General features: G+C 69.3%; 13 protein-coding genes. 5 read left to right on the forward strand and 8 right to left on the reverse strand.

The features are described from left to right. Positions 1 to 738 precede the first annotated feature (738 nt). Positions 739 to 3300 carry an MFS transporter gene (locus ACGFI6_RS06815; RefSeq protein WP_393115762.1) on the reverse strand — a complete coding sequence of 854 codons (2562 nt, stop codon included), beginning with the start codon at positions 3298 to 3300 and terminating at the stop codon, positions 739 to 741. Positions 3301 to 3609: 309 nt separating this feature from the next. Next, the gene (locus tag ACGFI6_RS06820; RefSeq protein ID WP_393115763.1) at positions 3610 to 4452 is read right to left on the reverse strand and encodes a LysR family transcriptional regulator; all 843 of its coding nucleotides are present in this window, start codon (positions 4450 to 4452) and stop codon (positions 3610 to 3612) included. Positions 4453 to 4539: 87 nt separating this feature from the next. Between ACGFI6_RS06820 and ACGFI6_RS06825 the strand changes: the two genes are divergently transcribed. Both ACGFI6_RS06825 and ACGFI6_RS06830 read left to right on the forward strand, forming a co-directional pair. Then, positions 4540 to 5439, forward strand: a complete 900-nt coding sequence (locus ACGFI6_RS06825; protein ID WP_393115764.1) for a TIGR03564 family F420-dependent LLM class oxidoreductase — start codon at positions 4540 to 4542, stop codon at positions 5437 to 5439. Between the two features lie 30 nt (positions 5440 to 5469). Next, positions 5470 to 6531, forward strand: coding sequence for a serine hydrolase domain-containing protein (locus ACGFI6_RS06830; RefSeq protein ID WP_393115765.1), 1062 nt, complete (start codon positions 5470 to 5472; stop codon positions 6529 to 6531). Between the two features lie 22 nt (positions 6532 to 6553). Here ACGFI6_RS06830 and ACGFI6_RS06835 read toward each other — a convergent pair whose 3' ends face one another. Then, positions 6554 to 6730, reverse strand: coding sequence for a hypothetical protein (locus ACGFI6_RS06835; protein WP_393115766.1), 177 nt, complete (start codon positions 6728 to 6730; stop codon positions 6554 to 6556). Positions 6731 to 6857: 127 nt separating this feature from the next. Between ACGFI6_RS06835 and ACGFI6_RS06840 the strand changes: the two genes are divergently transcribed. Next, entirely contained in the window at positions 6858 to 7367 is a 510-nt protein-coding gene (locus ACGFI6_RS06840; protein ID WP_393115767.1) for a DNA polymerase ligase N-terminal domain-containing protein, read from the forward strand. A gap of 79 nt (positions 7368 to 7446) precedes the next feature. On the opposite strand, the gene ACGFI6_RS06845 is transcribed toward ACGFI6_RS06840, so the two are convergent. Both ACGFI6_RS06845 and ACGFI6_RS06850 read right to left on the reverse strand, forming a co-directional pair. Further along, entirely contained in the window at positions 7447 to 8094 is a 648-nt protein-coding gene (locus tag ACGFI6_RS06845) for a nitroreductase family protein (RefSeq protein ID WP_393115768.1), read from the reverse strand. Positions 8095 to 8126: 32 nt separating this feature from the next. Then, on the reverse strand, positions 8127 to 8582 hold the full coding sequence (locus tag ACGFI6_RS06850; protein ID WP_393115769.1) for a MarR family winged helix-turn-helix transcriptional regulator: 456 nt from the start codon (positions 8580 to 8582) through the stop codon (positions 8127 to 8129). Positions 8583 to 8674: 92 nt separating this feature from the next. On the opposite strand from ACGFI6_RS06850, the gene ACGFI6_RS06855 reads away from it, so the two are divergent. Next, entirely contained in the window at positions 8675 to 9769 is a 1095-nt protein-coding gene (locus ACGFI6_RS06855) for an NAD(P)/FAD-dependent oxidoreductase (protein ID WP_393115770.1), read from the forward strand. Positions 9770 to 9773: 4 nt separating this feature from the next. Here the strand turns inward: ACGFI6_RS06855 and ACGFI6_RS06860 are convergent, their stop codons facing one another. From ACGFI6_RS06860 to ACGFI6_RS06870, 3 genes are read right to left on the reverse strand one after another with little or no spacing between them, the layout of a single operon-like run. After that, positions 9774 to 10391, reverse strand: coding sequence for an L-threonylcarbamoyladenylate synthase (locus tag ACGFI6_RS06860; RefSeq protein ID WP_393115771.1), 618 nt, complete (start codon positions 10389 to 10391; stop codon positions 9774 to 9776). 22 nt (positions 10392 to 10413) lie between these two features. Further along, positions 10414 to 11055, reverse strand: a complete 642-nt coding sequence (locus tag ACGFI6_RS06865; protein ID WP_393115772.1) for a sortase domain-bontaining protein — start codon at positions 11053 to 11055, stop codon at positions 10414 to 10416. 8 nt (positions 11056 to 11063) lie between these two features. Continuing rightward, positions 11064 to 11867 carry a DUF4397 domain-containing protein gene (locus ACGFI6_RS06870; protein ID WP_393118066.1) on the reverse strand — a complete coding sequence of 268 codons (804 nt, stop codon included), beginning with the start codon at positions 11865 to 11867 and terminating at the stop codon, positions 11064 to 11066. 237 nt (positions 11868 to 12104) lie between these two features. On the opposite strand from ACGFI6_RS06870, the gene ACGFI6_RS06875 reads away from it, so the two are divergent. After that, entirely contained in the window at positions 12105 to 12833 is a 729-nt protein-coding gene (locus tag ACGFI6_RS06875; protein WP_393115773.1) for a hypothetical protein, read from the forward strand. The last annotated feature ends 103 nt before the right edge of the window (positions 12834 to 12936 follow it).

Genomic DNA, 12936 nt, shown 5'->3' on the forward strand with positions numbered 1-12936 from the left:
CTCCTAACCCCCCCCCCCACCCCAACCGCCACCCCCCCCCGACCCCCCCCCCCCCCCCCCCCCCCCCACCCCCCCCCCCACCCCCCCCCCCCCCCCCCCCCCCCCCCCCCCCAGCCACTTGCACGCCACCGCACTAGCTGATTTGCCCGCCCTAGGCGAGGGTGGGGTGGGAGCCGCGTCACCTGCTGGCACTCCACCGCAGGTCGTCCGCCGAGTCGTGGATTCAGGCGCCCCAGACCGACTTCTGGCAACCTTTCTCCACGACTCGGCGAACGGGGTCCGAACCATTCGCCACGACTCGCCACAAGCGGGCCCGCACCACGACCTGCGAGGGGACAGGTCGCACAGCCGACCGGACATCTCGCGGCCAGCCAACGGACGAGTCCGGCGCGCCCCGCGGCTAGACCTGGCGCGATCGGCCGCGTCCCGCGGGTAAATGTGGTGCGGCCCACGGGGTCGGCGCGGCCCGCGGGTCGACGTGGTCCGGCCCACCACGCCCCGCGGCTAAGTGTCGTACGGCCCGGCGGTCCGCGCTTCGTGGCGGGCTTTGTTCGGTGTTCGTCGAGTCGTGGATATTGGCGCGCTCGGCCGACCGTTCTCCACGACTCGGCGAAGGGGGCAGGACCATTCGCCACGGCTCGGGGAGAACAGGCCGCCCCTCGGTGGACCGAGGGGCGGGTTCGGCGGACCGAGGGGCAGGTTGGGTGGACCGATGGGGCCGCGGTGGAGGAGTTGTGGTTAGCCGAAGGGTTGGCGGTGTTGGGCTTCTTCTGGGTAGCCGTTGCCTGCTGTTGTGGCGCCGTTCGCCGGGGAGCCGGTGGCCGAGACGTCGTGTGAGACGACGCCCGAGGTCGGAGCGCCGTGGGAGGCGGGGCCGGCTGTGGGCGGGGTGGCGGGTGGGGTGGGGTGCGTCGGCGTGGAGCTCGCGGAGGTGGCGCTGTGCGACCCGGTGGTGTGGGGGGTCGCGGGTGGGTGGGGGGTGTTGGAGAGGCTGTCGCGGATGGTGCCGAGGAGGCGGGTTTCTACGGCTTCCAGTTCGGTGATGCGGGTGCGGATCTCGTGTTCTTCGGCGCGGGCCTCGGTGAGCAGGTGTTCCGCCTCGGCACGGGCTGTCGTACGGAGTTGGTCGACCTCGGCCTCGGCGGTGGTGCGGAGGCGATTGGCGTCGGCGTGGGCGGTCGTCCGTACGCTCTCGGCGTCGGTCTTCGCGGTCTCGCGGAGATGGTCCGCGGTCCGCTGACTAGCGCTCAGCACGCTGAGCTCGTACCGCCGGAGCTCGTCGACCAGTTCGCCGGCCGGCCGCTGCGAGTCCAGGATCGCCGCCGCGGGTTGCGGGATGTCCGCGTCCGGCAGCGTGGTCTCGAGCGCCGCGATCTGCTGGTCGACCCGTGTGAACAGGTCTGCCACGTCTGTACGCATCTGACGGATCGTGTGCGCGGCCGCCTGGACGCGCTCGGCTGCCTCACGTTCACGCTCGCGCGCAGTACGTTCGGCCGAGGTGATCACGTCCAACGCGACAACAGCCGCACGCTCAGCCGGATCATCGGACACAGTCTCCCGGTACGACACCGCACCCGAACCGCCAGGCCCGTCAGCACTGTCAGCCCCGACAGCCCCGTCAGCGCCCTCGGCGGAGGCCCCCATCGCGACCGTACGACGCAGCGGCACCTCACGGATGCACAGCACCGCGATCAGGCTCACCACAGCAGCGCCCGCGGCGATCACGAAGATCCGCCCGGTCGCGTCCCCGTACGCATGCCGCACGATCTCCTGCACCGGACCGGGCAGCGAGTTCACGTCCAGTACGGAGCCGGACCCGCCCTGCGTCGCGGCGCCCGCCCCGAGCTCGCGCAGGTGCTCGGTGATGAGGTGGGTGACCCGCGTCGCCAGGACCGCCCCGAGGACCGACACCCCGACCGCACCACCGAGGCTGCGGAAGAACGTGACGGTCGCGCTCGCGGCCCCGACCTCGCTGACGTCGACGGTGTTCTGCACCGCGAGGACCAGGTTCTGCATCGTCATGCCCATCCCGAGGCCCATGCCGAGCATCCCGAGGCCGACGTACCAGTACGGCGACTCGTGGTCGATCGTCCCGAGTACGCCGAGCCCCGCGGTGAGGAACAGCCCGCCGATCACCAGGTACCGCTTCCACTTGCCGAAGCGGGTGATCAACTGACCGGATCCGACCGACCCGAGGAACGACCCGAACATCATCGGAATCGTCAGCAACCCGGCCTCGGTCGCGCTGTAGCCGCGGGCGACCTGGAAGTACTGCCCGAGGAACACCGCGCTGCCGAACATCGCGATCCCCACCGAGAGGCTGGCGAGGATCGCCAGCGCCGTCGTCCGCTGCCGGACGACCCGCACCGGGACCAGCGGCTCGGCCGCGTGCGTCTCGACCACGACAGCCAGGATCGCCAGCACCGCCGTACCGCCCAGGTACGCACCAGTCTGCCAGGACCACCACGCGAAGTGCTCGCCCGCGAACGAGACCCAGATCAGCGGCAGGCTCGCGGCACCCGCGATCAGGATCGCCCCGAGGTAGTCCATCCGTACGCGCCGTTTCGTCACCGGCAGATGCAGGAACTTCTGCAGGATGATCAGCGACAGTACGGCCAGCGGGACGCACACGTAGAAGCACCAGCGCCAGCCGAGCCACGACGTGTCGACGATGACACCGCCGACGAGCGGGCCGGAGACGGTCGCGACCGCCATCACGGCGCCCATGTAACCGGAGTACCGGCCCCGCGAACGGGGTGGGATCGCCGCGCCGATGATCGCCTGCGCGAGCGCCATCAGCCCGCCCATCGCGAGGCCCTGCAGGACCCGGGCGCCGATCAAGAACGGCACGCTCTGCGAGATGCCGGCCAGCATCGAGCCGATCACGAACGCGACGATCGCGAGCTGGACGAGCAGCTTCTTGCTGATCAGGTCGGACAGCTTGCCCCAGACCGGCGTCGACACGGTCATCGCGAGCAGGCTGGCGGTGACCACCCAGGTGTACTGCGTCTGGGATCCCTCGAGGTCCGCGATGATCGTCGGGAGTGCGTTGCTGACGATCGTGGAGCTCAGGACGGCGGTGAACAGCGCCGCGAGCAGCCCGGCGAGGATCTCCAGGATCTCCCGGTGCGAGAGCTCCGGATTGCCGGCCGACGGCGGCGCGGGTGGCGGCGGCGTGGCCGGTGAGGTCTCCGGCTCAGCGTACCGGGATCGATAGCGCTGTGACTCGGCGTCAGGAGGTGTGGCGCCGGGTGAGGTGGTGCCGGGAGGTGTGGCCGGCGTGGTCTGGGTGGCTGACATCAGCTTCCGTTTCGTACGGCGGGAACGCATCGACCGGGGCAGTGGCGTGCACTGCCCCGAGGCGGAAACGGCTGACTTGGGTCCTCACCCAGCCCGAGTATTTGGTTGCAACTACCAACTTTAATCCCGCGCTGTCAGCAACTCGTCACCGGGAGGCATCAAACGGACATCGGATGAATTATGAGACGGACACTTCTCGGAACACGATTTCCCGGTTACGATCCGGTGCTTGTTGAGCAATCAACACACCGGTCTCCGGCGGAGCTGTCAGGGCCCGCCGGAGACCTTCAGCCAACCCTTCAGCCAACCTCAGCCGAACGCTGCGACCAGCTCGTCGAGGCAGTGGCCGTCGCCTGTGACCAGCTGGCCCGGCGCACTCATCGGAGGCGCGAACGGCCCCATCCAGAGCGCGCCCTCCGCAGCCTCGCACGCCGTCCCGTAGACGACCGTCCAGGCCGGCGCTCCGGTCGACATCTCCACGATCGCGGCCTCCAGATCGTCCGCCGGCCGTCCGATCGTCGGCTCGAATCCGGCGGCCCGGCAGGCCGCCGCCAGCTCGTCGCGCAACCACGGATCGGAGGCCAGCCGCAGCGGCAGCCCGGCCAGATCGATCAGCTTGACCCCGTCGTCACACCGGTACTCCATGGGAAGCAGAACCGACAGCGGATCGCGCCACAACTCGACGACCTGCAGGTCGGCCGCCGCGACCTCACCACGCACGAACGCGACATCCAGTTCGCCCGAACGCAGCGCGGTCAGGCACTCGGCCGTCGACGCGGAACTGATCTGCACCTCGAGGTTGGGCGTACGGGCGCGGAGCGTGCTGAGGCCGCGTTCGAGACGGTCCCGGAGGCCCGGAGCGGCACCGATCCGGAACAAGCCGTCCCGGCCGGAGGCGAGGTCCGCGGCAACCTCCGACGCCTGGTCCGCTGCGGCCAGTACGGCCCGGGCCTCGCGGAGCATCCGCTCACCGTCGCCGGTCAGGCGAACATGCCGCGAGGACCGGTCGAGGAGCTGGAGCCCGAGTTCACGTTCGAGCCGGGCGACCTGCTGGCTGACCGCGGGCTGGACGATGTTCAGTCGCTCGGCGGCCCGGCCGAAGTGCAGTTCCTCGGCGACCGTGACGAAGTACCGCAGCTGCCGCAGCTCCATCGGACCCTCCGGCGATCACGACTCCTTATCGCTGCACAGCGTAACTGCGTCTGGGTTGGCGGGCCCCGGAACCGTTGACTGGTGGACATGAGGATCGGACTGTGGATGGACGAAGAAGGCCGGAGCATTCCCGAGCTCGGCGCCGCCGCGAAGGCCGCCGAGGACGCCGGGATCGACCGGATCTGGTTCAGTCAGCGGCTCGGCTGGGACGCGTTGACGCTGATCGCCGGCGTCGCTCCGTACACGTCGGGTGTCGAGTTCGGCGTCGGCGTGGTGCCGGTGTACCCGCGGCATCCGCTGGCGCTCGCGGCGCAGGCGCTCAGCGTGCAGGCGCTGATCGGCAACCGGCTGACGCTCGGGATTGGCGCGAGCCACCCGCACATGGTGGAGGGGATGCTCGGGCAGTCGATGGAGCGTCCGGCAGCGTACGTACGCGAGTACGTCGAGGCGCTCGGTCCGCTGCTCGCCGGTGAACCGGCCGACTACGCCGGCGAACGCCTGACCGCCCGCGGCCAGATCACCATCGCAGGCGCCGAGGCCCCGGAGCTCATCCTGGCCGCACTCGGGCCGCGGATGTTGAAGACCGCCGGCGAGCTGACCGCCGGTACGACGACCAGCTGGGCGGGGCCGGACGTGATCGAGAGCTTCATCCGCCCGACGATCGACAAGGCGGCTGCCGCGGCGGGGAGGCCGCAACCACAGGTGATCGCGGGCGCGACGGTCGTGGTCACGGACGACGCCGAGAGCGCCCGCGACTGGATCCGGACGAACTACGGAGCAGCCGGCGGCATGCCTGCGTACCGGGCAGTGCTCGATCGTGGCGGCAACGCAGGCCCTGAGGACACCGCGGTGCTCGGGGACGAGGCGGCGGTGGCGAAGCAGCTCCAGCAGTTCAAGGACGCCGGTACGACGGAGTTCTTGTTCTGCCCGGTCGGCACCGAGGCGGATCGGGAACGCACGATCCGGTTCGCCCTCGAATACGTGTAGAGCGCTTAGCTTCTGGTACGACGTACCGGTATGGAGCTACAGGACGTGGTGCAGCGGCGGATCGACGAACTGGTGGAGACCGAGCTCGGGATGCAGGTCGCGGCGTACCGGCATGGTCGGCTGGTGGTGGATGCGGTGGCCGGCGACGGCGTCACGCCGGGCTCGTTGTACTACGCCGCATCCACGGGCAAGGGCGCGTCCGCGACGGTCGCGAACGTCCTGGTGGACCGAGGCGTCCTGGACTACGACCGGCCGATCGTGGACGTCTGGCCCGAGTTCGGCGCGCACGGGAAGGACAAGGCGACGCTGCGGCACGTACTGACGCACACCGTCGGCCTGCCCGCGTTGCCGCCGGACACCACCCGCGAGACGCTCGCCGGCAAGGCGGATTGGTTCGCGGCCGCGAAGCCCTGGTGGGAGCCGGGGACGAAGATGACGTACCACGCGGAGACGTTCGGGCTGCTCGTCGGCGAAATCGTCCGGCGCGCGACCGGTCGGACGATCTCCGACGTATTGCGAGAGGTCACGACCCCGCTCGGGATCCAGGACGACGTGTTCTTCGCGCTGCCGGCCGATCAACGGCACCGGCTCGTTCCGTTGGTCGAACCCGCGGACGCGGAGGAGACGTTCACGACGCTGGCCGGGATGTTCGCCAAGGTGATGCCGCCGGCGATGCAGCCGCGCGCCGCCGTACTCAACCAGCCTGAGCAACTCGCGGTCGAGGACCCGTCGAGCGGGATCCTGAACGCGCACGGGATCGCCAAGCTGTACGCCGGCCTGATCGGCGAGGTAGACGGTGTCCGGCTGCTCCGCCCGGAGTCCGTACCGAGCGTAACCAGGCCGGCTCTCACCGCGCAGGACGAACTGCTCGGCAACCCCGCGACCTTGGCGATGGGCTACGCGATCGGGCGGCTCGGGTCGAGCGCGGAGGAGAGCCCGGCATCGTTCGGCTGGCCGGGCATGGGTGGCAGCGTCGCCTGGGCGGACACGCGCGCAGGCGTCACGTTCGCGCTGACCAGGGCGCTGTTCGACCCGACCGGGTCCGGCTCGGCGGTCGAGATCGGCAACCTGGTTGCGAAAACTCTTTGCTGAAAAGCCTTTGCGGTAAAGGGTTTCAGCTTTCGCGCACGGAACTCTGATCGACCCAGACGAGATGGCCGTGGTGACTGACGAGAACCTCGTCGGTCCCGGCCGTCCCGGTGCGCCGACCCAGCTCCTGGCCGGCGATCCAGCGTCCGCCGATGCGGATCTGGACGGCGATCGGCCGCGCCGGGGATGGGGCTACGGGCATGGCACCTGCTTCTGGACAGGGGCGGATGATGGAGAGGGTTTGGGAGGTTGGTTGCCCAACCAGAGGCAAGCCTACAACCGCAACGTGACAGACCGTTAGCCGTAACTCTTATTCGTCAGGAGCCCCCGTGGGGAAGCCGATTTTCGTAGTGCAACTGCACGATGCCAGGCGGCTGCACTACGACGTACGGCTCGAGGTGGATGGGGTGCTGAAGTCGTGGGCGGTGCCGCGCGGGCCGTCGCTGGACCCGATCGTGAAGCGGCTCGCGGTATTCACCACGGACCACGATCTGGAGTACGCGTCGTACGAGGGCGTGCACCGCGACGCGCAGTACGGCAGCGGAGCGGTGATCGTCTGGGACGCCGGCGTCTACACGAACCTGACCCGCGACGACCGGCACCAGCTCGTCGACCCGGCCGAGGCGATCGAGCGCGGGCACTTGAAGGTGCAACTGCACGGCGTGAAGCTGAACGGCGCGTGGGCGTTCACCCGGACCGGAGCCGACTGGCTGCTGGTCAAGGTGAAGGACGCCGACGCCGACCCCGCCCTGGACGTCACCGCCACCCAACCCCGCTCGGTGCTCAGCGGCCTGACCATCGAGGAAATGGCGGACTCCGTCCCTAAGGACAGGACGTAGTCGTGTACGTATAGACCCGTTCCCGCCTGAGCACGGCGGACTCGGACCTTCGGAGGCGACTACCTCCTGTCGTTACGGCTCACCAACCGTCGATGTGCAGGACCTCGTCGACCGGCTGGCGGGCGGCGGGCTTGAAGTTGGTGCCGATCGAGTAGGCCGTCGGGATCAGTACGGTCTGACGGATCTCCTCGGGGAGACCTAGCAGCTCCGAGACCTCTTGCTCGTAGGCCAGGTGCAGCGTCGTCCAGGCCGTACCGAGGCCGCGGGCCCGTGCGGCGAGCATGTAGCTCCACGCCGATGGCAGGATCGAACCCCACAGTCCGGACTGGTTCCCAGCCGGCAGGGTGCGGGCCTGGAGGCACGGGATGACCAGCACCGGCACCTCTCCCATCCGCTCGCCGAGGTACGCGACGCTGTCCCCCACGCGACGCTGCACCGGGCCGCGATCGGGGTCGTCCGCATGCAGCTTCCCAGCGGCGCCCGGACCGGCGAGGTACGACTCCACCGCGCGCCGGTAGTACTCACCGACGGCGGCACGCTTCTCGGCGTCCGTGATCACCAGCCAGTGCCACGTCTGCCGATTGCTCCCCGACGGCCCCTGCAGCGCGATCTCGATGCACTCCCGGATCAGCTCCATCGGCACCGGCCGCTCGAGATCCAGCCGCTTCCGCACCGTCCGCGTCGTGGTCAGCAGTTCGTCCGGGCTCAAGTCCAAAGTCTCGGTCACACGACCATTTCTACAGGCAGTACGCCGCGGGCTCAGGGCGCGAGGTGGTCGATCAGGTCCTCGCTCCAGGTCGCGATCGCCGCAGCCTGCTCCGGCGACAGCCGGTCGAAGGCGAGCCGGCGGATGTTGTCTGCGTGGACGCGGATCGCGCGCGCGGCCAACTCCGTACCGGACGCCGTCAGCGCGATCCCGGTCCGACGGCCGGCGGCACCCGCCTCGCTGCGCTCGAGGAACCCGCGGCGCTCCATCCGCGTGAGCTGGTGTGCAACGCGACTCTTCTCCCAGTCGAGCGTGTCGGCCAGGTCGGTGACCCGCATCCGCCCGTCGGGAGCCGCGTGCAGCTTCACGAGGATGCCGAACTCGGCCTTGGAGATCCCGAAGTCGCGCTGCAGGACCCGGTCGACCTCCTTGGCCAGCAGCCGCTGTGCCTGCATCCAGATGTCCCAGAACGCCCATTCGTCCGGCGACAGGGACCCGGTCTCGACCATGACTGCAACTCTAGCGAGTAAGAGTTGACGAGACAACTCATCACTCATAGAGTTGTCACATCAACTCTTGATTGCAGCAGAAAGGCATGCCCATGAGCCCAGCTGTCGTGGTCGTCGGTGGTGGGTACGCCGGCACTCTCGTCGCGAAGTCCTTGGACAGTGACGCACGGATCACGCTCATCGATCCGCGGGACGCGTTCGTGAACTTCGCGGGTTCGCTGCGGGCGTTGGTGCGACCCGAGTGGGCCCACAACCCGTTCTTCGACTACGGAACCCTGCTCGAGCACGGGAACCTGATCCGGGACACGGTCACGTCGGCCGATCCCGCCGGCGTGACACTGGCCGGCGGCGCCCGCGTCGAGGCGGACTATCTCGTCCTGGCCACCGGATCGAGCTACGCGCACCCGGTCCATCCGCAGCGCGCAGCCACCAGCGCCACGCAGGCCATCGCGGACCTGCGCCTCACGAACGACCAGCTCGCCGGCGCCGAGCGGGTGCTGATCTTCGGCGCCGGCCCGGTCGGGCTCGAGTTGGCGGGCGAGATCCGGGAGGTGTGGCCGGACAGGCACATCACGGTCGTCGGCCGTTCGCCGGAGCTGCTCCCGGGTTTCCTCCCCGAAGTCCGCGCGGAGCTCCACCGCCAACTCGAGGAGCTGAAGATCGAGTTGCGCCTCGGAACGAACCTGATCGCCGCACCGCCCGTCGGGGCCGGGATCGCGTCGACCTTCACCGTCGCCACGGACACCGGCGCATCGATCACCGCAGACATCTGGTTCCGCTGCTTCGGCGCGCGCGTGAACACCGGCTATCTGGACGATGGAGCTCTGGTCGAACTCACCGAGCGCAGGACCGTACCGGTCGACGAGCATCTGAACGTGGCCGGCCGCCGGAACGTCTACGCGCTCGGAGACATCGCCGATCTGCCCGATGCCAAGATGGCGACCCACGCCCAGACGCAGGCGCCGGTCGTCATCGAGAACATCCGGGCCCAGCTCCGCGGCGAGCAGCCCGGATCCGTCTACCGGCCGGCCGACGTACCGAGAATCCTGCTGCCGTTGGGCACCCGCGCCGGCGTCGGCCAGCTTCCGCGCCCGGACGGCGGTGCCATGGCGGCGCCGCTGGAGGCGGTCATCGAGCGCAAGGGATCCGACCTGTTCACCGCACGATTCGCCGAGCGGTTCCGCTGAGCTGCTATTCGAACGGTGCGGGGTCCCCGGCGCCGACGCGGACGATCTCGGGGGCGTCGTCGGAGAAGTCGATGACGGTGGTCGGCTCGATGCCCACCTCGCCCTCGATGACCGCGTCGATCTGGTTGTCGAGTTCTTCCTTGATCTCCCAGCCCTGCGTCATCGGCTCCTCGTGGCCGGGCAGCAGCAACGTACTGGAGACCAGCGGCTCGCCGAGCTCGGCGACCAGTGCCTGGGTGATGATGTGGTCGGGGATGCGGACGCCGACGGTCTTCTTCTTCGGGTGCAGGAGCCGCCGCGGGACCTCCTTGGTGGCCGGCAGGATGAACGTGTAACTGCCCGGCGTGGCCGCCTTGATCGAGCGGAAGACCGCGTTGCTGATGTGCACGAACTGCCCGAGCTGCGCGAAGTTCTCGCACACCAGCGTGAAGTGGTGCCGGTCGTCCAGGTGCCGGATCGTGCGGATCCGGTCGATGCCGTCCCGGTTGCCCAGCTGGCAGCCGAGCGCGTAGCAGGAGTCGGTCGGGTACGCGATCAGTCCGTCTCCGCGCAGCAGGTCCACCACCTGCCCGATCGACCGCCGCTGAGGGTTCTCGGGATGGATGTCGAAATACCTGGCCATGACGGTCGAGCCTACTGCGCTGCTACTTGGCCAGGCCGATCGGCAGAGCGGTCACCACCAAGTTGTCCTCGTAACCACCACGGGAGGCGTCGTACGCACCGGTGCAGGTGATGAGCACGAGCCGATGGTCAGCGGTCTGGTCGAACGCACCGCTCCTGGTCGCCAGCGCGTCCTTCCGTACCGACACGATCGAGACGACCCGGTACGACGCCGTGTGCCCGGATCCGTTCAGTACGACGACCTCACCGCGCCGTACGTCGAGCAGCCGCGCGAAGTACCCGAGACCCTCGGTCTTGGTGTCCACGTGTCCGGCGAGCACGACCGAACCGAACGGGTCACCGGCCTCGGCGCCGCCGTCCCACCATCCGACGTTCTGGGCCTTCGCCGGCACCTGGAGCTGACCCGCGACAGTAGTTGCCGTGAGCACCGATGCGTGCGCGCCGCCGGGCAGTACGACCTGTTGCGGGACGAACCGGATCCGTTGGCTGGGTGCGGGCGTACCGATCCGTCCCGGCGGCGCGGACAACGGCGTCGTCGGCGCGGGCGGCTGCGACGGCGTGCCGGTGGTCTGGAAGCTGAACGTTGCGGTCGGCGTCGGCAGCGCGCTGCCCGCCCCGGCCGAACAACCGGCCAGGGCGAGACAGCACAGCGTCGTAGCGAGCAAACACCGTTTCAGCGACGGACCACCTTCCGGCCGGCGACGACCGCGACCCCGAGCGCGCCGAGGAGCACCATGATCAACAGACCGGACTGTCCGGCGGAGCTCTGCACCTGGTCGAGCCCTGCCGCCTGCCCACCGGTACCGGTGTTCACCAGGCCCGGCTTGTCAGACCCGGCCGCCGGGACCTTGATGGTGCCGAGGGCGACGGTCATCGTCTTCTGGCTCGGTGCTCCGATCGCGAACACCCGGGTCAGGTAGCCGGCCTGCACCGGCAGATCCAGCGGGCCAAGCACGACCGGCGAGGTGGCACCGGTCGGCACGATGTCGACCTTGTACGTCCCCGCCGGAACAACCACATCGAGTGATTCCCCGTTCGCGACGTTCTGGAAAAGTACCTTTCCGTTCACCCGAATGTCAGCCGGACCTACCGCGGCGTCATGTGCGACCCGCAATCCGGCTTTGTCCTTCGGTACCGCGGTCAACTTGTTCGCGTACGTCGTCAGCAGCGGCGCGCCGGTCGGCGACACCGGCTGATGAATGACGACGTCCAGGCTCGCCCCGGACCCCGCCGTCACCGCACGCCGGATCACCACCTTGCCACCCTGCTCCGCGGTGATCATCCGCTTCCCGGCTCCGACCGCGAACGGCCCGACCAGCTTGCCACCGGCAACACCGGCAGCAACCTGGCGCCCGTCCACACTGATGTCCAGTGTGCGACCGGGCAGCCCCTGGACGAAGTACAGGTTCGCGCCGGCCGCGGCCTCGGCGGGCACCGCGACCAGCGCCGGGCCCGCCGCGACGAGTGCCGCCAGCATCACCGGCAGTACCTTCCGAATTACCGGACCCCGAATTCTCGAAACATTTTTGTACACTGCCCGGAATTGCTCGGGCACACTCCGTCTCCGCATTGTTCTCCCCCTCGGAGTTCACCGGAAAATAGTGAAAGAAACGTTCGTCCCCACGAATTCGGGCGTATCGTAAACAACTGTTGGGCCCGGCCGCCAGGGGACGCGGCGGTCTTGTAATGCACGGCCTGATCGGCTCGCTGGGGGGTGAGTGCTGGGGTGGAGGAGCGCCGGCGTTCCGGGACCAGGCCTGTGGCGGTGGCCGCGCTGTTGCTGGGGTACAGCGCGGCTGTCGGCTGCTCGGGCGACTCCGCCTTACCGACGGCTCCGAGCCCGGGGCTGAACACGACCCGGCCCGCCGCTCCGGTCGGCGTGGGGACCACGGTCACGCCTGGTCCCGGCACGACCGTCCCGGGGATCGAGCTCACGGTCGTACCGCATCGGGACGGCTCGTTCGACGTCAGTGAGAACGTGATGCTGTCCGCGCCCGCGGACATGCTCCCGCTGCAGTTGCCGCCGTCGGGCGACCAACTCCCGGGGATGATGGCGGCGACTGAGCCGCGAGTGACGAACCTGAAGGTGCTCGCCGACGACCAGTCCGTACCGCTGGAGAACACCACGGTGCCGGGCGCCGACTACATACCGCTGAGCGTCGCGGCCACCAGGATCCGGCTGACGTACCGGCTGTCCGGGTCGACCGTCCTCGCCACCCCGGCCGAGTCGGTCCGCGCCGGAGCCGCGATCCGGCCGCTGACCGCGAACGCCTCGAGCACCCTGCCGACCGACGTCAAGGTGGCCAGTGGCCTGCTGAACGCCATCTGCCCGCTACTACCCGAACCGCGCTGCGCCGCCGGCGATCCACCCCACCTCACCATCGAGTCCGGCATCCCAGCAGGCAAGGCCCTCGTCGTCCTGCAACTCGATCTGCCACGCTGAGCTGTGCTGTCGGCCGGGCCTTCGGCGCCGGCGTGGTCATGGGCGGTGACTCCCAGTCTTCCGTCGTCGCTCCGGTCGCTACGCTCTCTACGCTCCTCAGTCC

This window comes from Kribbella sp. NPDC048928 (genome assembly GCF_043197975.1).
GTDB lineage: Bacteria > Actinomycetota > Actinomycetes > Propionibacteriales > Kribbellaceae > Kribbella.

Bases quoted from the DNA above. Each gene is read 5' to 3' on its own strand.
- ACGFI6_RS06815 (WP_393115762.1), bottom strand. From the start codon at position 3,300: ATGTCAGCCACCCAGACCACGCCGGCCACACCTCCCGGCACCACCTCA.
- ACGFI6_RS06820 (WP_393115763.1), bottom strand. From the start codon at position 4,452: ATGGAGCTGCGGCAGCTGCGGTACTTCGTCACGGTCGCCGAGGAACTG.
- ACGFI6_RS06825 (WP_393115764.1), top strand. From the start codon at position 4,540: ATGAGGATCGGACTGTGGATGGACGAAGAAGGCCGGAGCATTCCCGAG.
- ACGFI6_RS06830 (WP_393115765.1), top strand. From the start codon at position 5,470: ATGGAGCTACAGGACGTGGTGCAGCGGCGGATCGACGAACTGGTGGAG.
- ACGFI6_RS06835 (WP_393115766.1), bottom strand. From the start codon at position 6,730: ATGCCCGTAGCCCCATCCCCGGCGCGGCCGATCGCCGTCCAGATCCGC.
- ACGFI6_RS06850 (WP_393115769.1), bottom strand. From the start codon at position 8,582: ATGGTCGAGACCGGGTCCCTGTCGCCGGACGAATGGGCGTTCTGGGAC.
- ACGFI6_RS06855 (WP_393115770.1), top strand. From the start codon at position 8,675: ATGAGCCCAGCTGTCGTGGTCGTCGGTGGTGGGTACGCCGGCACTCTC.
- ACGFI6_RS06860 (WP_393115771.1), bottom strand. From the start codon at position 10,391: ATGGCCAGGTATTTCGACATCCATCCCGAGAACCCTCAGCGGCGGTCG.
- ACGFI6_RS06870 (WP_393118066.1), bottom strand. From the start codon at position 11,867: ATGCTGGCGGCACTCGTCGCGGCGGGCCCGGCGCTGGTCGCGGTGCCC.